The sequence below is a fragment of the Stenotrophomonas sp. 05L413 genome, from assembly GCF_056397945.1.
The window spans coordinates 202,223-221,136 of the sequence record NZ_JBFTOL010000003.1 but is presented as its reverse complement, the minus strand read 5'-3'; the positions used below and the strand labels follow the sequence as shown (position 1 = coordinate 221,136).

The window sequence follows — 18,914 nt, the reverse complement described above, 5'->3', positions numbered from 1 at the left end:
TGGGGATGCCTGATCACCGTACGCGCCGCGTCAGTTCTCGAGCAGCTGGCGGAGGTCGCGCGGGATGCGCACTTCCGGGTACTGCTGCAGATAACGCTCCAGGCTGGCACGTGCGGTATCCACATCGCCGGCATCGCGTCGCTCGCGGATGCGCTTGAGCCATTGCTTGCGCGGCAGTCCGGCATCGGCAGCGACGGCCTGGTGAAGGGCACGTACCGCCTCGTCTGCCGAGGCGGGCGCCGCCATCGGCCCGGCGGCGCGGCGCATCACGCCGGGAGCGCTGGGCGCGGGTTTGGCTGGCGCTGCGCTTTTTAGCGCCGCACGCGGTGCTTCGCGGTCCATCGTGGAGCCGGTCACCACGACGCTGTCCAGCGCCGGTTCGCTTGTGTCCATGGCATACGCCGATGCCGCCTCCGGTGCCGGTGCCGGCATCATTGGCGCCGGGGCCGGGGCCGGCGCTGGTGCGGAAACAGGCGGCGCGGGTGCCGTGATCACTTCCGGGCGGGGCGGGGCGGCCGTCCGCGCATGCTCGGGCGCAGGCGCCGCGGTTGGCGCGGTGGCGGCCGCTGTGTCTTTCGCCATGCGCGCTTGCTGGACCACGGGCGGTGCAGCGACCGGGGCCGGTGGCGGTGCGGCGTCCAGCGCCGGCGCAGCCTCCGTCCTTGCCGTGCTCGATGCGGCGGCGCCCGGTACGGGTGCGGCAACCGGTTCGGCCAGCGGTGGCGCGGGTGGTTCTTCAGGCTTGAGCTGCCAGGCGATGCCGACCGCGAAGATCACCGAGGCGGCGAGGCCGAACACCGCCGGCAGGCGCGAACGCGGGCGCGTTGCCCGCACCGGCGCAGCCGGCGGCAGCTTCCAGGTAGCAGCGTCCGCAGCCGGTGCTTCCACGGCGGTACGCGCGGCCGCGAGTACGGCCTCGTCGATCGCCGGTGCGGGACCGGTCGCGCTCGGCCGACCCAGCAGCCGGGCCAGTTCGCGTTCTTCCGGGGTCAGCGAATCCGGGCGGTTCATCCGCTCAACCCCGCGCGTAGTTTGTCCATGGCATAACGCAGTCGCGATTTGACTGTCTCACGGCCGACGCCGGTAATCTCGGCGATCTCTTCCAGGCTCAATTCCTGTTCCAGACGCAGTTGCAGGACCTCGCGCTGCTCCGGCGGCAGCTGCTCCATTGCCAGCTGCAGCTGGCGGCGTTGTTCGAACTCTGAAAGCTGCGTTTCCGGGGTGCGCGCATCGGCGATCGCCGCGACCCGCTCATCGGCGTCGATCGGGGCCGCAGGCCGGTGCCTGGCCGCACGCCAGTGGTCGTTGAGGCGGTTGTGGGCGATCCGGAACAGCCAGGTGGTGAAGGCGGCGTCCGGCTGCCAGCCGGCGCGCGCGGCGATCACGCGCTGCCAGACATCCTGGAACATCTCATCGGCCAGCGCGCCATCGCGCAGCTGGCGCAGCAGGAAGCTGTACAGACGGCTGCGATGACGGCCATACAGCGCCTCGAACGCACGCAGGTCGCCGCCGGCCCAGGCCAGCATCAGCGCTTCATCGGTCGGCAGGGCAAGGGCGTCCACGCCGCACAGAGTAAGCGCTGCGGGGGTGTTCGCATAGTCGACGGCGCGCGCGGCGGCGGAGCGGGATGGCATGGCGATGACCTGGGGCACGGCAGTAACAACGTCCAGCAGCGCCGGATGGGGTTGAAGCGCTTCCATTGCCCCCCGGTCTGCGCGTTATGCTCGCAGGACAGGGGAGGTGCCGGGCAGCCGGCGCCCGAGAGACGAGCGACGTGTCCAGCCAGATGGTGACCTCTTCAGTGCAACGGGACGGTGATGCGGTGATCCCTGCCGCGGTCGCCACGGCGTTGTGCGCCCTGTTGCCGGCCGGGGCGGCGATCACGCTGGCCTGGTCGGATCCGGTGCTGGGCGAGGGCGCTCTGGACCACCCTCAGGGCCGCACCCCGCCGGCGGACGCTGTTCCCGCGCGGCGTCAGGCGGCCTCGGCCGGCATGGCGTTTCAGCAGCGCTGGAGCCACAGCGGCGCCGACCTGACGCTGGAGGTGACCCTGGCCGCCGGGACGACACCGCCGGACACGTGGTGGGCGTTGGCGCGCTCCCTGTTCCAGAGCACCCTGCTGCTGGCGAGGCAGCGCCGCGAGATCGCCTCCCTGGAGGAGTCCAAACGCCTGCAGCAGGCGCTCTATGAAATCGCCGATCTGGCCGGTGCGGATCTGGAAATGGCCGAGATGCTGCGCCACTTCCATCGCGTGCTCAATTCGCTGATGTACGCGCAGAACTGTTTCATCGTCGAATACGACGACATCCGCCACCGGGTCCGCTTCCTGTATTTCGCCGACCAGAAAGATGATTTCGTTGCTGACCCGGATCGCAGCTACGAAGAACACGAAATGCCGCGCAGCCTCACCTTCGCGCTGCTGCGGCATGGCGAGCCATTGAGCGGGCCCTCGCGGGAGCTGCTGGCCGTCCTTGATGACGAGCACGACCCCGAGCGTGGGCCGGAAAGCCTGGACTGGCTGGGCGTGCCGATGCTGCGCGATGGGCGGGTCTGTGGTGCCATCGTGGTGCAGAGCTACGAGCACCGGGCGCGTTATGGCGAGGCCGACCGCACCCTGCTGGGTTATGTCGCCCAGCACATCCTGACCGCGATGGACCGGCGCCAGGCGCAGGTGCAGCTGGAGCGCCAGGTCGAGCGCCGCACGGTCGAACTGCAGCGCGCCAACCGCAACCTGCAGGAGGAGGTGGTCGAGCGCCGCCGTGCCGAAAAACTGCAGCTGGCGCTGTTCAACATCGCCGAGCTGGCGATGAGCGCTGAATCGCTGTCGCAGTACTACGGCCAGGTGCATGGGGTCGTGGGCACGCTGCTGGATGCGCGCAACTTCTATATCGCGCTGGTCAATGAAAGGGGGGATGGGCTGGAGTTCGTGTACTCGGTGGATGAGTACAACCCCTCGCGCGCACCGCGCCCCTTCAGTGAAGGCCTGACCGAGTTCATCGTGCGCAACCGGCAACCGCTGCTGGCCACGCGCGAGCGCATCGATGCGCTGCGCGACAGTGGCGTGGTGCGCGAGTTCGGCGCGCGCTCGAACTGCTGGCTGGGTGTGCCGTTGTTGAGCGATGACGATGTGGTCGGTGTGATCGTGGTGCAGAGTTATTCGCCGGAGGTGGTGTTCACCGTGCACGACCAGCGGCTGCTCACCTTCGTGGCACAGAACATCGGCAACGGGCTGTCCCGCCAGCGCGACCAGGAGCGGCTGCGCAATGCGCATGCCGATCTGGAACAGCGCGTGGACGAGCGCACCCGCGAGCTGGCCGACGTCAACGACAGACTGCTGGGCCAGATCGGCGAGCGCCTGCGTGCCGAACAGCGCCTCACCCACCAGGCCATGCACGACGCGCTGACCGGGCTGCCCAACCGCCTGCATCTGCTGGATCGGCTGGAAGACGCGATCGTGCGTGCGCGCGCCAACGAGAGCCAGGGCTTTGCCGTGCTGTTTCTGGACCTGGATCGCTTCAAGCTGGTCAACGACAGCATCGGCCATGCTGCCGGTGACCAGATGCTGGTGGAGGTGGCCAAGCGCATCGTCTCGATGATCTCCGCGCAGGACGTGGTCGCGCGGCTGGGCGGCGATGAGTTCGCGATCCTGCTCCAGTGCGGTGATGGCCTGGCCTCGGCGCTGGAGTTTTCCCAGCGGATGCTGGTGGCGCTGGAAGAGTCGATGTGGGTGAAGGGGCGCGAGCTGTTCCCCTCGGGCAGCCTGGGTATCGCCATGTGGAACCCGCGCTACCGCAACGGCGAGGAACTGGTGCGCGATGCGGATGCGGCGATGTACCGCGCCAAGGCGCAGGGCAATGATCGCTGCGCCGTATTCGATGAGGCGATGCGCGAGCAGGCCCTGCGCAGCCTGGATCTGGAGGCGGACCTGCGGCGGGCCATCATCAACCGGGATTTCATGCCGTTCTATCAGCCGATCGTGCGGCTCAGCGACGGCGAACTGGTCGGCCACGAGGCGCTGCTGCGCTGGCAGCATGAGCGCCGCGGGCTGCTGCTGCCGAGTGCGTTCCTGGATCTGGGCGAAGAGAGCGGCCTGATCGAACAGGTGGACTGGCTGCTGTACGAACAGGTGATCACCCAGCTCGCGCGCGGTGGCCGTGGCTATCTCTCGGTGAACGTATCGCCGCGCCACTTCCGCTCGGCCGATTTCAGCACGCGCCTGTTCGGCCTGATCGAAGCGGCCGGTGCCGATCCGCACCGGTTGCGGCTGGAGATCACCGAGGTGGCGCTGCTCGATGACGGCCCGCGGACACTGCGTATCCTGCAGACCCTGCGTGAGCGTGGGGTGCTGGTGCAGCTGGATGATTTCGGCACCGGCTTCTCGGCGCTGTCCTACCTGCACCGGTTCCCGATCTCGACGCTGAAGATCGACCAGTCCTTCATCGCCGGCCTGCACGGGCAGGACATGCAGAGCACGCATGCGCTGGTGCAGGGCGTGCTGTCACTGGCGCGCACGCTGGGCATCGAAACGGTGGGTGAGGGCATCGAAACCCAGGCCCAGCACGACACGTTGCTGCAGCTCGGCTGCGATTACGGCCAGGGCTATCTGCTCGGCAGGCCGGCCCCGATGGCAACCACCGCGACGGCCTGAACCGTCGCGGCGCCGCAGGGATCAACGCAGCGCGTTGGCCCGCTTTTCGTCGATCCACTTGGAGGCCTGCGCCGGCTCGTAGGCACGCATCCAGGCCAGCATTTCATCGATGTCCGAGCCATACCACAGATCCGCGCGCTGGGCCGGGTGCAGGAAGCGCTCTTCGACCATGCGATCGATCATGCCGATCAGCGGGGCATAGAAGCCGTCCACATCCAGGAACGCGCAGGGCTTGTTGCCGATGCCCAGCTGGCGCCAGGTCAGCATCTCGAAGATTTCTTCCATGGTGCCGAAACCGCCGGGCAGGGCGACGAAGGCATCGGAGAGGTCGAACATGCGCGACTTGCGCTCGTGCATCGAACCGACGATTTCCAGCTCGGTCAGGCCGCGGTGAGCCACTTCCCAATCGGCCAGCTGCTGCGGGATCACGCCGGTGACTTCACCGCCGCCGGCGAGCACGGCGTTGGCCACGGTGCCCATCAGGCCGACGTTGCCGCCGCCGTAGACCAGGCGCAGGCCGTCGCGGGCGATGCGGTCACCCAGCGCGATGGCGCGCTCGGTGTAGACCGGCTTGCTGCCGGGGTTGGAACCACAGTAAACGCAAATCGACTTCATTGGATCTTCCTGTTGTCCGAATCTGTAGCGACCGGAAACGAAAAAGCCCCGCCGATGACCGGTGCGCTGGTCTCGTGACGGGGTGTCGTTCCGCAGGTGCGGTGGCGGATTATCGCGCGTTTCGGGCGCGGGGGCCAATCGGCCATCGGTGACGACGGCCGAGCAACGGTCGGCTCCACCGGGATGGCGCACCGGGGCAGACCCGGCCGTTGGTCAGCTGCCGTCGTTCGTGCCGACGGTCGGCGACCCTCCGTGCGGGTTCATACCCGCACGGACGCCGGCCTCAGGCCGCCTGTGACTGCTCCCGGCGCGGACCTTCCTTCAACGCGCGGCCGACCAGGCCGACCAGAAGGTCCAGCTCCTCGCCGTCCATCCCGAAATGCGGGGTGAAGCGCAGCGAGTTCTCACCGCCATGGATCACATTGATGCCGTGGTTGCGCAGCCACTCTTCGGTGGAGCCGGTGCCGTAGCACTTGAACTGCGGGGCCAGCTCGCAGGAGAACAGCAGGCCGGTGCCCTGGACCTTGGTGATCAGCCCGCCCAGCTCGGTCTTGAGCTGTTCCAGCTTGCGCACGGCTTCCTCACCGCGCACGCGGATGTTCTCGCGCACCTGCGGGGTCAGCAGCGACAGTGTGGCGCAGGCCACGTCCAGCGCCCGCGGGTTGGAGGTCATGGTGTTGCCGTAGATGCCCTTGCGATACAGCTGCGCGGCGTGCTCGGTCACGGCCAGCACGGAGAGCGGGAACTGCGCCGCATTGAGCGCCTTGGAGTAGGTTTCCATGTCCGGCACGTCCAGGCCTTCAAAGCCCGGGTAATCCACGATCGACAGCACGCCGTGCGCGCGCAGGCCGGCCTGGATCGAGTCCAGCAGCAGCAGGCTGCCGTGCTGGCGGGTCAGTTCGCGGGCCAGCGCATAGAACGCGGGCGGCACCGAGCGGCCGGGGTCGCCTTCGCCCATCACCGGCTCCAGGAACACCGCTTCGATGAACCAGTGGTTCTGTTCGGCCTCGGCGAACACGCGCTTGAGCGCCTCTTCGTCATAGGGCGCGATCGCGATGACCGTGTCCTCGCCGCGGTAGCTGGCCAGGTGCTGCATGTAGGTCTTGCGACTGGAATCGGAATACAGGCCCGGGCGGTCGGTGCGGCCGTGGAAACTGCCCTTGACCACCACGCGCTTGATTTTCGCACCGGCGTGGCGGGCACCCGGGTCGGTCTGCAGCTTCGCGTTGACATCGGCGATGCGGGCAGCCAGCCCGACCGCTTCGGAGCCGGAATTCAGGCACATGAAGTGGCTGTACGGGCAGCCGCCGCGGCGGTGGCCGATCTCCTTGCGCAGGGCCTGGATGAAACGCTGCTGGGACAGGCTGGGCGTCATCACATTGGCCATGACCTGCGGCGCCGCCATGGCCTCCATCACCGCCTCGGGGGTATGGCCGAAGCCGAGCATGCCGTAGCCGCCGGCGTCGTACAGCACCGCGCCCTTCAGGGTGACCACCCATGCGCCACGGGCGGCGAGGGCAACGTACGGGGTGACCGCATCATCGGCATAGAAATTGACGAAGCCCTCCTGCATCGCATCGATCTGGGCGCGCTCGTCCAGTGCCAGCAGGCCGCCAAGATCGGCGCGCACGCGCTCGAATTCAGCGGCGGCGGCGTCGATGGCGGCGACCAGGGCAGGGTGGCCGGCGGCCAGGCGTTCGAGGGTGGCGTCATCCAGGCCGGTGGTGAGGCGGGTGCCGGGCTGGGCGCGGAGCGGGGCGAGACGTTCGATGAAGCTCATTGCAGATCTCCTGAAACGATGGCGGCACGGCGGAAAAGCAAAACGCGCGTCTATTCGCGCGCGCTTCGGGCATTCCTGCTCGTGCATCAGACTTCCGGCTCGATGCTAGCACGCGGTTTTTCGCGCGATAACCCCGTCAAAAACTGTTGCAAAGCAGCATTTTGCGCGACGTTTGGCGAATCCTTCGTTGCCATCGAGGGCCAGTCGTACAATGGCCGACATTGCCTACACGTTGCCGTGCGCTCCCTTGAAGAAGTCCGATTTCAACTACGACCTGCCGCCTGAACTGATTGCCCAGGCGCCCCTTGCCGAACGCTCGGCCAGCCGCCTGATGGTGGTGCCGCCGGCCCCGGCCGCCTTCGAGCACCGCCAGGTGCGCGATCTGCCCGACCTGCTGCAGCCCGGCGACCTGCTGGTCTTCAACGACACCCGGGTGATCCCGGCGCGTCTGTTCGGCCAGAAGGCCAGCGGCGGCCGTGTCGAGATCCTGATCGAGCGCCTGCTCGGTGGCCAGCAGGCCCGCGCGCAGGTTGGCGCCAGCAAGTCGCCCAAGCCGGGCAGCCGCATCGCGCTCGACGCCGGTGGCGAGGCCGAGGTGCTGGGCCGCGATGGCGAGTTCTACGTGCTGCAGTTCCACGTGCCCGAGGCGCTGGAGCAATGGCTGCTGCACGCGGGTCGGCTGCCGCTGCCGCCCTACATCCAGCGCGAGCCGGGTATGGACGACCGCGAGCGCTACCAGACTGTGTTCGCGCGCGAGATCGGCGCAGTGGCCGCCCCGACCGCCGGCCTGCACTTCGATGAGGCCCTGCTGGCCACGTTGAAGGACAAGGGCGTGGATTTCGGCCACGTGACCCTGCACGTGGGCGCGGGCACCTTCCAGCCGGTCCGCGTGGACGATCTGAAAGAACACGTGATGCACCGTGAGTGGCTGAACGTCGGCGCCGAGCTGGTCCAGCAGGTGCGCCGCACCCGGGCTGCGGGCGGCCGGGTGATCGGCGTCGGGACCACCGTGGTGCGTGCGCTGGAAAGCGCCATGCGCGACGGCGAACTGCTGCCCTACGCCGGGGAAACCCAGATCTTCATCACCCCGGGCTACCGGATCCGCAGCGTGGACGCGATGGTGACCAACTTCCATCTGCCGGAAAGCACGCTGCTGATGATGATCTCGGCGTTTGCCGGCCAGGCCCGGGTGATCGAGGCCTACCAGGCCGCGATCGCGGAAAAGTACCGCTTCTTCAGCTATGGCGATGCGATGCTGCTGTTCCCCCAGGGGGACTGACGGCCGCAGGGCAGGCGCGGCCGTTTTCGGCGACAATGGCAGACTATCTGCCCGAATGACCGCTCCATGTCCCGACTCCAGTTCCAGCTCCAGACCACCGACGGTCGCGCCCGCCGCGGCCGCCTGACCTTCCCGCGCGGGACCGTGGAAACCCCGGCCTTCATGCCGGTGGGCACCTATGGCTCGGTGAAGGGCATCCTGCCGGAGCAGATCCGCGCGCTGGGTGCGGAAATCATCCTGGGCAACACCTTCCATCTCTACCTGCGCCCGGGCCTGGACGTGATCGCCGACCACGGCGGCCTGCATGGCTTCGCGCGCTGGAACGGCCCGATCCTGACCGACTCCGGCGGCTTCCAGGTGTTCTCGCTGGCCCACCGCCGCAAGATCACCGAGCAGGGCGTGACCTTTTCCTCGCCGACCGACGGCGCCCGCGTGTTCCTGGGCCCTGAAGAGAGCATGCGCATCCAGAAGGTGCTCGATTCGGACGTGGTGATGATCTTCGACGAGTGCACCCCGTACCCGGCCACCGAGCCGGTCGCACGCACCTCGATGGAGCTGAGCCTGCGCTGGGCGCAGCGCAGCCGCAACGCGCACGATGAACTGGGCAATGACGCGGCGCTGTTCGGCATCGTCCAGGGCGGCGTCCATCACGACCTGCGCAGCCGCTCGGCCGAGGGCCTGCAGCAGATTGGCTTCGACGGCTACGCCATCGGCGGCCTGGCCGTGGGCGAGCCCGAGCACGAACGCAACGCCATGCTCGACCATATGCACCCGATCCTGCCGGCCGACCGGCCGCGCTACCTGATGGGCGTCGGCCGCCCGGAGGACCTGGTCGAAGGCGTCGCCCGCGGCGTGGACATGTTCGATTGCGTGATGCCGACCCGCAATGCCCGCAATGGCCACTATTTCACCTCGTTCGGCACGGTGCGCATCCGCAACGCCCGCTACGAGCGCGACATGGACACCATCGAGCCGGGCTGCGGCTGCCATGCCTGCACCAGCGGCTACACGCGCTCCTACCTGCGCCATCTGGACCGCTGCAACGAGATGCTGGCACCGATGCTGGGCACCATCCACAACCTCTATTACTACGAGACGTTGATGGCCGACATGCGTGCCGCGATCGCGGCGGGAACCTTTACCGCCTTCCGCGAGTCTTTCTACGCGGCTCGTGGAGCGGTCACGCCTGCGCTGTAAAGTGACCCCCGCCGGCCGATCCGGCGCGCCGACCCTGCCAAACGGCCCAAGGACGAACTCCCGGGGCCATGGCATACTTCGAGGCTGACCCCCGTTTCGCGGCGACTCCCTRACCCTGCAAGGGGCAGGGCGCCTCCCAACCCAAGGACACACTATGAACCTGCTCGCCTTCCTCATTCCCACCGCCAACGCCCAGGCCGCCGGTGGCCAGTCGCAGGGCATGGGCCTGACCACCCTGCTGTTCCCGATCATCCTGATCGCGATCATGTACTTCCTGATGATCCGCCCGCAGATGAAGCGCCAGAAGGAACACAAGGCCATGCTGGAGAAGGTCAAGCGCGGTGATGAAGTGCTGACCAACGGCGGCATCGCCGGCGTGGTCACCGACATCGGCGACAACTTCATCACCATCGAAGTGGCCGAGAACGTGCGCATCCGCGTGCAGAAGGGCGCCGTGGGCAATGTGCTGCCGACCGGCACGCTGAAGTCGGCCAACTGATCCACCTCCTTTCCGTTCAACCGCGGTGCCGGGACGGGCACCGCGCGGGACCCAAGCAATGCTCGAATTTCCACGCTGGAAGTATTTCCTCATCCTGATCGTGCTGGCGGTCAGTGCGTTGTACGCACTGCCCAACATCTACCAGAAGGACCCTGCCGTGCAGATCACCGCCAATCGTGGCGGGCAGATCGACGACGCCCTGCGCGACCGCGTGCTGGGTGACCTCAAGCAGGCCGGCGTGGAGCCGTTGTCGGTGGCCAAGGAAGGCGACAGCCTGATCGTGCGCCTGCCGACGCTGCAGGCGCAGACCGCCGCCAACGACGCCCTGCGCGACGAGATGGGCGAGGACTACGTGGTCGCCCTGAACCTGGCCTCCACCGTGCCGGAGTGGCTGAGCGACCTCGGCGCCAAGCCGATGGTGCTGGGCCTGGATCTGCAGGGCGGCGTGCACTTCGTGCTGCAGGTCGACCAGAAGGCGGCCCTGGACAAGCGTCTGGATGCCTACGCCGAAGACGTGCGCACCAGCCTGCGCGATGCCCGCATCGCCTACCAGTCGGTCGAGCGTCGTGGCGACAACACCATCGTGGCAAGCATCAGCCCGTCCGCCGGTGCCGATGCCGCCGCGCGTGCCCGCGAAGTGATGGTCAAGGCGCAGCCGACGCTGGGCTACGAGGTGGCGGGCAACCGCATCACCGTGAGCATGCCGGAGGCCGAACTGACCGCGATCGCCAACGGCGCCATCGAGCAGAACGTCAACACGCTGCGCAACCGCGTCAACCAGCTTGGCGTGGCCGAGCCGATCATCCAGCGCCAGGGTGCCGACCGTGTGGTCGTGCAGCTGCCGGGCGTGCAGGACACCGCCGAAGCCAAGCGCATGATCGGTGCCACCGCGACGCTGGAATACCGCGCCGTGGTGGAGGGCAATGCCCAGGACGCGATCACCAGCGGCCGTATCCCGCCGGAGGCCAAGGTCTACCAGCAGCGTGACAACCGTGGCCCGATCCTGCTCAACAAGCGCGTGATCGTGACCGGTGACCAGATGGTCGCCGCCCAGGCTACCACCGACCAGAATGGCGCCGCCGCTGTGAGCGTGACGCTGAACAACGTCGGCGGCCAGCGCATGTTCGATTTCACCAGCGCCAACGTCAACAAGCCGATGGCGGTGGTCTACACCGAACGCATCCCGACCGTGAACGTGGTCGATGGCAAGGAAGTGCGCAGCTTCCGCGTCAAGGAAGAAGTGATCTCGGTCGCCAACATCAACGGCGTGTTCGGCAAGAACTTCCAGACCACCGGCCTTGAGAAGACCGAGGCGGAAAACCTGGCCAAGCTGCTGAAATCCGGTTCGCTGGCCGCGCCGATGGACTTCGTTGAAGAACGCATCGTCGGCCCGAGCCTGGGTGCGGAGAACGTCGAGCGCGGCGTGACCGCGGTCGGCTTCGCGTTCCTGTTCACCCTGATCTTCTTCACCGTGTACTACCGCATGTTCGGCGTGATCACCTCGGTGGCCATGCTGTTCAACCTGCTGATCGTGGTGGCGGTGATGTCGCTGTTCGGCGCGACGATGACGCTGCCCGGCTTCGCCGGTCTGGCGCTGTCGATCGGCCTGTCGGTCGACGCCAACGTGCTTATCAACGAACGTATCCGTGAAGAGCTGCGGGCCGGCATGCCGCCCAAGACGGCCATCGTGGCCGGTTACGAGAAGGCTTCCGGGACCATCCTGGACGCCAACCTCACCGGCATCCTGGCGGGTGTGGCGTTGTATGCGTTCGGTACCGGTCCGTTGAAGGGCTTCGCCGTGACCATGATCGTCGGCATCCTGGCCTCCATGTTCACTGCAATTACCGTCTCGCGTGCCCTTGCCGTGCTGGTCTACAGCCGCCGCAAGAAGCTCAAGACCCTGGCCATCTGACGGGAAGCGAATAGAAACCATGAAACTTTTCCCGTTGCATCTGATCCCGAACGACACCAAGTTCGACTTCATGCGCACCCGCTGGGTGGCCATCGGTCTGGCGGCGCTGGTGTTCATTGCCGCCATCGGCTGCATTGCCTTCAAGGGCTTCAACTACGCGCTGGATTTCACCGGCGGCACCGTGGTCGAAGTCCGCTTCGACAAGCCCGCTGACGTCGATGCCGTACGCGAGCACCTGGAAGGCGCCGGTTATGCCGGTGCCCAGGTGCAGAGCTTCGGCAGCGGCAGCAACCTGCTGATCCGTCTGCAGCCGCAGGAGATGGCCGAAGGCGAGAACGCCGGTGAGGCCAACAACCGCACCGCCGAAGCCGTGCAGAAGGCGATCTCGATGGAGGGCAACCAGGCCGCCATCGTGGGTGCCGAGTTCGTCGGCCCGCAGGTCGGTAAGGAGCTGGCGCTGAACGGCCTGTATGCGGCGCTGTTCGTGCTGATCGGCTTCCTGATCTACATCGGTTTCCGCTTCGAGTGGAAGTTCGCGATGGTGGCGATCATCACCACGCTGTTCGACGTGCTGGTGGTGGCGGGTTACTTCTCGCTGAGTGGCCGTGAGTTCGATCTGACCGTGCTGGCCGGCCTGCTGTCGGTGATGGGCTTCTCGATCAACGACACCATCGTGGTGTTCGACCGTGTGCGTGAGAACTTCCGCAGCCTGCGTGTGGAGCCGCTGGAAGTGATGAACCGGTCGATCAACCAGACGCTGTCGCGCACGATCATCACCTCGCTGGTGTTCTTCCTGTCGGTGCTGGCGCTGTATCTGTACGGTGGTGGTTCGCTGGAAGGGCTGGCGCTGAGCCAGATGATCGGTGCGGTGATTGGTACGCTGTCGTCGATCTTCATTGCCTGCCCGCTGCTGACCATGGGCGCGCTGGCGGTGACCAAGCAGGATCTGCTGCCGAAGGCCAAGGACGTGGAAGCGTTGGAGCGTCGTCCGTAAGGTTTCTGGTGGTTTGAAACATCTGAAAGGCCGCGCACTGCGCGGCCTTTCTTTTTGTTCAGGGCCAGAGCCAGAGCCGCAGCCGAAGCGAGAGCCAGAGCCACAGCGGCGCCTTGGATGCTCACTGTTGGAGGGTGACGGGTAGCGCTGTGCTGGACCCGCCGTAAACCCATCCCTGGGGGCTCGTGAGCGCCATCCATGGCGCTCCAACGGTCCTGCACATCGCTACCCGTCACCCTCCAGACAGGGGGCTGGAGGGCGGTTGGTAGGGCAGAGCGAAGCAAGGCAACGCAAGGCACAGCAAAGCACCGGCACCCGCGCTGGCGTGCAAGGCACTTGACGCCCCATCAGGTGTGGTGCGTAGAGCCACGCCATGCGTGGCTGCTCTCCCGTCCGCAGCGACCCTGTGTCGGGCAGGGGCCGGTGAGGGCAGGGCGGGACCGTCACCCGCAGGGATGCGGGTGTCAAGCCTCCAGGGACGGATTCACGGCGCGTCCCGCTCTGCCCTCACCGGTCCCAGGCCACAAGGAACATACACCCCCGTCGGTTGTACTCCGCAGCGCTGCGCACTACGATCCCTTGCGTTCCGCGCAGCCGCTCCGGTGGCGCGCGACCTCCCTTTTCATCGCGCCGGTCCGCCCTGCGCCAGTCCCCCTCGAGGTTTACATGGTCATCAAACCGCGTGTGCGCGGCTTCATCTGCGTCACCACCCATCCCGTCGGCTGCGATGCGGCCGTCAAGCAGCAGATCGATTACATCCAGTCCAAGCCGAAGATCACCAACGGCCCGAAGAAGGTGCTGGTGCTCGGTGCCTCCACCGGCTACGGGCTGGCTGCGCGCATCACCGCTGCCTTCGGCAGCGATGCCGCCACGTTGGGTGTGTTCTTCGAGCGCCCGGGCACCGAGACCAAGCCCGGCACCGCTGGCTGGTACAACACCGCCGCGTTCCATAAGTACGCCGATCAGGCCGGTCTGTACGCCAAGAGCGTCAATGGCGATGCGTTCTCCGATGAGGTCAAGGCCAAGGTCATCGAGCTGATCAAGCAGGACCTCGGCCAGGTCGACCAGGTGGTGTACAGCCTGGCCGCGCCGCGCCGCAAGCATCCCAAGACCGGTGAAGTGATCAGCTCCACGCTCAAGCCGATCGGTGCGCCGATCACGCTGCGTGGCCTGGATACGGACAAGGAAGTGATCACCGAGACCACGATCGAGCCGGCCACGCCGGAAGAGATCGCCGGCACCGTCGCCGTCATGGGCGGCGAAGACTGGCAGATGTGGATTGATGCGCTGCTCCAGGCCGGTGTGCTGGCCGAGGGCGCGACCACCACGGCCTTCACCTACGTCGGTGAGGAGATCACCCAGGCGATCTACTGGAACGGCTCCATCGGTGCGGCGAAGAAGGATCTGGACGAGAAGGTCGTCGGCCTGCGCCAGAAGCTGGCCCCGATCGGTGGCGATGCGCGCGTGTCGGTGCTCAAGGCGGTGGTCACCCAGGCCAGCTCGGCGATCCCGACCATGCCGCTGTACCTGTCGCTGCTGTTCAAGGTGATGAAGGCCAAGGGCACGCACGAAGGCTGCATCGAGCAGCTCGATACCCTGTACGACATCCTCTACGGCGGCAAGGACGCGGGCACCGCATCCGAGCGCCTGCGCCACGATCTGGTCACCGATGGCGGGCGCAAGGTCGCGCTGATCGATGACGCCGGCCGCCTGCGCGCGGATTACAAGGAAATGGCACCGGAGGTGCAGGGCGAGGTGGTCGCGCTGTGGCCGCAGGTGACCAACGAGAACCTGTACGAGATCAGCGATCTGGCCGGCTACAAGGCCGACTTCCTGCGTCTGTTCGGGTTCGGCGTGGAGGGCGTGGATTACGACGCCGATGTCGCCACCGATGTGAAGATTCCGAACCTGGTCGAGATGGCCTGATCGGAAGGAGGGATGCCGACCAACGGTCGGCATCCACCGGTGCGGTGCGTGCCCGGATGGCCGCGCGGCGCGTCCGTTGATGCCCGGGCGGTGCGCCCCCTGATGCGCGGGAGACGGCAGGTCACGACCGTGGGTCGTGACGCATCCCGTCAACTGAAATCGAAATTCATCACCGGGCCGGCCGGGCCGACGAACTCACCCTGCACGTAGTCCACCCCGGCACTGAAGAGCAGGCTCATTGAGTTTGCATCGGCGACGAATTCGGCGATGGTCCGGATGTTGGCGGCCTGCGCACGCGCGGTGATCTCGCTGATCTTCTCGCTGTGCTCGCGCGTACGGGCGAAGTCGGAGGTGAAGTCGCGGTCCAGCTTGAGGAACTGCGGCTGGAAGTGCGCCAGCAGCTGGAACGAATCCAGTCCTGAGCCGAACTGCTCCAGGCCGATCCGGCAGCCCAACGGGGCGACCGCGGCCAGGAACTGCTGGGCATTGCGCAGGTGGGTGAACACCTTGGCCTCTGGCGCGTGCAGCCACAGTTGTTCGCCCGGCACGCCTTGCGCCTCCAGTTCGCGCCGGAGCGTGGCGATCATCTGCGGGTCGTTGAACGACTCCGGGGTGATCTTCACCATCAGGTGGGTCACATGGCCCTCGCGCTTGCGCGCCGCGAGCATGCCGATCGCGTGGGTGACCACCCAGCGGTTGATGTCGGCCAGCAGGCCATGGTCCTCGGCGATGCCCAGGAACGCGTTCGGGCTGAGCAGCTCGCCGTTGTGGTCCAGGCGCAGGTAGGCCTCGTACAACTCCAGTGCCTCGCCCTGCAGGCTGAGCACCGGCTGGTAATGCAGCTGGAAGCCATCGCCGGCCAAGGCCTGGCGGATGCGTGCCACCCAGTGCTGGATGCGCTCTTCTTCCACGCGATCCACCGCGGCCGGATCGAACACGCGGGTGGTGTTGCCCAGCTCCAGTGCCGCCTGGGTGCACTCGGTGGCGCGCGCAAGCACCTGGCCAATGCTGGCGATCTTCTCGCCGACCTGCACACCGCCTACGCTGACCGTGACCGTGGCCGAGCGCTCGCCGATGCTGAACACCTGCGAGGCGAAGGCCTCGCGGATCTGGTCGGCCAGGGCGACGGTCTGCGCGTAGGGTGCTTCGGTCAGCACGGCAAAGCTGTGCTCGCCGAAGCGGGCCACCTGGGCGGTGTCGCCAACCGATTGGGCCAGCACACGGGCGAGGGCGCCAATCAGCGTGTCGGCCGAGTCCAGGCCGATCTCCGGCAGCAGGCGCGCGTAATGGTCCGGTTCGATCAGCAGCAGGCCGAACCGGCCCTCGCTGCGACCGGCCTGGGCCACCGCATGCTCGACGTGCAACATGAAGGTCGGGCGGTTGAGCAGGCCGGTGACCTGGTCGCGCTGGCGCAGGTCCTCCACCTCGCGCGCCAGCTCCGGATCGAACTCCATGCGCCGGCGGAACACCACCTGCAGGCAGGATTCGCCCTCATAGCTGGCCTGGGTGAACTCCATCGTGGCCGGGAACACCGCGCCGTCCTGGTTGCGCGCATCCACCTGGTACTGCGGCGGTGGCGCATCGCCCTTGCTCATGGATTTGAGCAGCTGCTTGAAGCCGTCCACGTGCTGCGGGGCGACCATGTCCAGCAGCGAGATGCCTTCCACATCGTCGAAGGTTTCGTAGCCGAACATCTCCAGATAGGCCTCGTTGGCCCGGATGTGCATGCCTTCATGGATGTAGGCGATCGGGTCGCGCGAGGACGAGATCAGCGCGTCGCAGCGGCGCTCGGTCTCGCGCATCTGCGCCTCGATCCGGCGCAGCCCGCGGCGCGCATGCAGATCGGTCCATTCGTTGCGCACTACCGCCAGCAGGTGCTCGGGGCGGTGGCGCAGGGCGATGGCGCGGATGCCATTGGCCCCGGCCTCGACCCACTCGGTTTCGTTGATCGATTCGGCCAGCAGGATCATCGGGATGTCCTTGCCGCTGGCCGCGATCTGCTGGGTCACCTGCAGCAGCGGGATGCTCTGCGCTGCGGCGACCAGCACCAGGTCGATCGGCTGGGTACCCAGTGCCTGGGCCAGCTCCTCACTGTGCTGCGGGCGCGTCGGGCGCACCGCGATGCCGCTGTTGCGCAGCGTGCTGACGATGGTCTCGGCGTTCTCGCCGCTGTCGTCCACGATCAGCAGGCGGACCGTCATGTCATTCGCGTTCTGCATTCACTACTCCCCGGACTGCAAACTTGATACACGATGCGTGTGACTACGTCCATGCGGCAAACGGTAGCCGATCATGGCACGCTGGTTCCGGCTCAGGCCACGCTGCCCGCGGCATGGCCACAGGCCCAGGCCCACTGGAAGTTGTAGCCCCCCAGCCAGCCGGTCACGTCCAGCACCTCCCCAATGAAGTGCAGGCCGGGAACCACGTGCGATTCAAACGTACTGGAGGACACCTTGCGGGTGTCGACCCCGCCCAGCGTCACTTCGGCGGTACGGTACCCCTCGGTGCCACTGGCCACCAGCGGGAAATTCTGCAGCAGCTCGGCCGCCTCGCGCAGCTGTGGCTCGTCGATCTGGCGCACCAGCCGGTCCGGCAGCCAGTGCTCGCACAGGCGCAGCGCCAGCCGGCGCGGCAACACCTCCGAGAGCACCGTACGCAGTTCGGCGGCACCGCGTTCGGCCTTCATCCGGCGCAGCCACTCCAGCGCGTCCTGGCCCGGCAGCAGGTCCAGCCGCAGCTCGTCGCCCGGCTGCCAGTACGAGGAGATCTGCAGGATCGCCGGGCCGCTGATGCCGCGGTGGGTGATCAGCATGGAGTTGCGGAACTCGGTGCCGTTGCAGCGCGCTTCGATCGGCAGGGCCACGCCGGAGAGGTCGTTGAAGCGCTCCTGATGCTTGCCACTCAGGGTCAGCGGCACCAGCCCGGCGCGGGTCGGCAGGACCTCGTGGCCGAACTGGCGGGCCAGCTCATAGCCGACGCCGGTCGCGCCCATGCTCGGGATCGACAGGCCACCCGTGGCCACCACCAGCGAGGCGGCATGGAAATGCCCTTGCGTGGTGTGCACGTGGAAGCCGTCCGCGCCGCGCTCCACCTTCTGCACGCCGCAGTCGGTGCGGATCTGCACGCCGGCGGCCAGGCATTCGTCCACCAGCATCTTCACGATCTGCTTGGAGGAGATATCGCAGAACAGCTGGCCCAGCTCTTTTTCGTGATACGCGATGCCGTGCCGCTCCACCATCTCGATGAAATGGTATGGCGTGTAACGGGCCAGCGCGGATTTGCAGAAGTGCGGATTGGCCGACAGGAAATTGGCCGCCGTGGTGCCGGTGTTGGTGAAGTTGCAGCGCCCGCCGCCGGACATCAGGATCTTCTTGCCAACCTTGTTGGCATGGTCGATCACCTGCACCAGGCGCCCGCGTTTGCCTGCGGTCATCGCACACATCAGCCCGGCAGCACCGGCCCCGATGACCAGCACATCACAGCGGATCACACTCACGCCTGCGGCTTCTGCTTGCGCCAGGTGGGGATGACGCTGAGCTGCGCCTTGTCGGACGTCAACTGCACTTCGCCGTCCTGGATCTGCACGTCCCACTGCATCGTGCGTTCGATCTGCGCGCCCCATTCGGTGACGAACTCGCCCGGCAGGTCCATGACCTCCAGCGTGGACAGCTTCTTCAGCGCGGAGGCGTTGCGGTCCCACCAGATGTCGGCGGCGCGGCCGCCGTAAGTGACCAGCTGCACCGCACGCGCGCGGCCGGCGGCCTTGCGCAGGCGCGAATCGTCGGGCTGGCCCAGTTCGATCCACAGCTCGATGTCGCCGGTGTAATCGCGGCGCCACAGGTCCGGCTCGTCGTCCACGCTCAGGCCGCGGCCGAACTCCAGCCGGTCATCGGCGTTCAGCGCGAAGGTGAGCAGGCGCACCATCAGGCGGTCATCGGTCTCGGACGGGTGCTGGGCCAGCGTCAGCGTATGGCTGGCGTAATAGCCGCGATCCATGTCGCTGATCTGCAGTTCGGCCTTGCGGATGGTGGCGGTGAGGGCCATGGGGATACCTGAAACAAAGA

Annotated in this window: 14 protein-coding genes; 7 read left to right on the top strand and 7 right to left on the bottom strand. The window is 67.0% G+C overall.

Annotated elements, in window-relative coordinates; genetic code table 11:
• Positions 1 to 30: 30 nt before the first annotated feature.
• Together AC1DIQ_RS07590 and AC1DIQ_RS07585 are read right to left on the bottom strand one after the other, a co-directional pair.
• Entirely contained in the window at positions 31 to 1,011 is a 981-nt protein-coding gene (locus AC1DIQ_RS07590; protein ID WP_461770380.1) for a hypothetical protein, read from the bottom strand.
• Positions 1,008 to 1,562 (bottom strand): RNA polymerase sigma factor, encoded by a 555-nt coding sequence (locus AC1DIQ_RS07585; protein ID WP_121042227.1) that lies wholly within the window; start codon positions 1,560 to 1,562, stop codon positions 1,008 to 1,010. The genes AC1DIQ_RS07590 and AC1DIQ_RS07585 overlap by 4 nt, the downstream gene beginning before the upstream one ends.
• Before the next feature lie 224 nt (positions 1,563 to 1,786).
• On the opposite strand from AC1DIQ_RS07585, the gene AC1DIQ_RS07580 reads away from it, so the two are divergent.
• Entirely contained in the window at positions 1,787 to 4,648 is a 2,862-nt protein-coding gene (locus AC1DIQ_RS07580) for a bifunctional diguanylate cyclase/phosphodiesterase (RefSeq protein WP_121042079.1), read from the top strand.
• Between the two features lie 21 nt (positions 4,649 to 4,669).
• Here the strand turns inward: AC1DIQ_RS07580 and AC1DIQ_RS07575 are convergent, their stop codons facing one another.
• Together AC1DIQ_RS07575 and AC1DIQ_RS07570 are read right to left on the bottom strand one after the other, a co-directional pair.
• Complete coding sequence (locus AC1DIQ_RS07575) at positions 4,670 to 5,263, bottom strand: LOG family protein (protein WP_019183145.1); 594 nt, start codon at positions 5,261 to 5,263, stop codon at positions 4,670 to 4,672.
• A gap of 283 nt (positions 5,264 to 5,546) precedes the next feature.
• Positions 5,547 to 7,043: an aminotransferase class III-fold pyridoxal phosphate-dependent enzyme gene (locus AC1DIQ_RS07570; RefSeq protein ID WP_478049764.1), complete on the bottom strand. Its 1,497-nt coding sequence runs from the start codon at positions 7,041 to 7,043 to the stop codon at positions 5,547 to 5,549.
• Between the two features lie 247 nt (positions 7,044 to 7,290).
• Here AC1DIQ_RS07570 and queA point away from each other — a divergent pair, with 247 nt between their 5' ends.
• The 6 genes from queA (at position 7,291) to fabV (ending at position 14,850) form a co-directional block, all read left to right on the top strand.
• Positions 7,291 to 8,322, top strand: a complete 1,032-nt coding sequence (queA, locus tag AC1DIQ_RS07565) for a tRNA preQ1(34) S-adenosylmethionine ribosyltransferase-isomerase QueA (RefSeq protein ID WP_478049763.1) — start codon at positions 7,291 to 7,293, stop codon at positions 8,320 to 8,322.
• Positions 8,323 to 8,388: 66 nt separating this feature from the next.
• Positions 8,389 to 9,519: a tRNA guanosine(34) transglycosylase Tgt gene (gene tgt, locus AC1DIQ_RS07560; protein ID WP_121042085.1), complete on the top strand. Its 1,131-nt coding sequence runs from the start codon at positions 8,389 to 8,391 to the stop codon at positions 9,517 to 9,519.
• A gap of 154 nt (positions 9,520 to 9,673) precedes the next feature.
• Positions 9,674 to 10,018, top strand: a complete 345-nt coding sequence (gene yajC, locus AC1DIQ_RS07555) for a preprotein translocase subunit YajC (protein WP_121042087.1) — start codon at positions 9,674 to 9,676, stop codon at positions 10,016 to 10,018.
• Positions 10,019 to 10,076: 58 nt separating this feature from the next.
• Entirely contained in the window at positions 10,077 to 11,930 is a 1,854-nt protein-coding gene (gene secD / locus AC1DIQ_RS07550) for a protein translocase subunit SecD (RefSeq protein WP_152151625.1), read from the top strand.
• A gap of 19 nt (positions 11,931 to 11,949) precedes the next feature.
• Positions 11,950 to 12,924, top strand: coding sequence for a protein translocase subunit SecF (gene secF, locus AC1DIQ_RS07545; protein WP_121042091.1), 975 nt, complete (start codon positions 11,950 to 11,952; stop codon positions 12,922 to 12,924).
• 666 nt (positions 12,925 to 13,590) lie between these two features.
• Complete coding sequence (gene fabV, locus AC1DIQ_RS07540) at positions 13,591 to 14,850, top strand: enoyl-ACP reductase FabV (RefSeq protein ID WP_478049762.1); 1,260 nt, start codon at positions 13,591 to 13,593, stop codon at positions 14,848 to 14,850.
• A gap of 149 nt (positions 14,851 to 14,999) precedes the next feature.
• Here the strand turns inward: fabV and AC1DIQ_RS07535 are convergent, their stop codons facing one another.
• The 3 genes from AC1DIQ_RS07535 to AC1DIQ_RS07525 form a co-directional block, all read right to left on the bottom strand.
• Complete coding sequence (locus AC1DIQ_RS07535; RefSeq protein WP_152151631.1) at positions 15,000 to 17,069, bottom strand: GGDEF/EAL domain-containing response regulator; 2,070 nt, start codon at positions 17,067 to 17,069, stop codon at positions 15,000 to 15,002.
• Positions 17,070 to 17,161: 92 nt separating this feature from the next.
• A complete protein-coding gene (locus AC1DIQ_RS07530) occupies positions 17,162 to 18,346 on the bottom strand; it encodes a BaiN/RdsA family NAD(P)/FAD-dependent oxidoreductase (RefSeq protein WP_121042098.1) in 1,185 nt (394 codons plus the stop codon).
• Positions 18,343 to 18,894, bottom strand: a complete 552-nt coding sequence (locus AC1DIQ_RS07525) for a YaeQ family protein (protein WP_121042100.1) — start codon at positions 18,892 to 18,894, stop codon at positions 18,343 to 18,345. The genes AC1DIQ_RS07530 and AC1DIQ_RS07525 overlap by 4 nt, the downstream gene beginning before the upstream one ends.
• Positions 18,895 to 18,914: the final 20 nt, after the last annotated feature.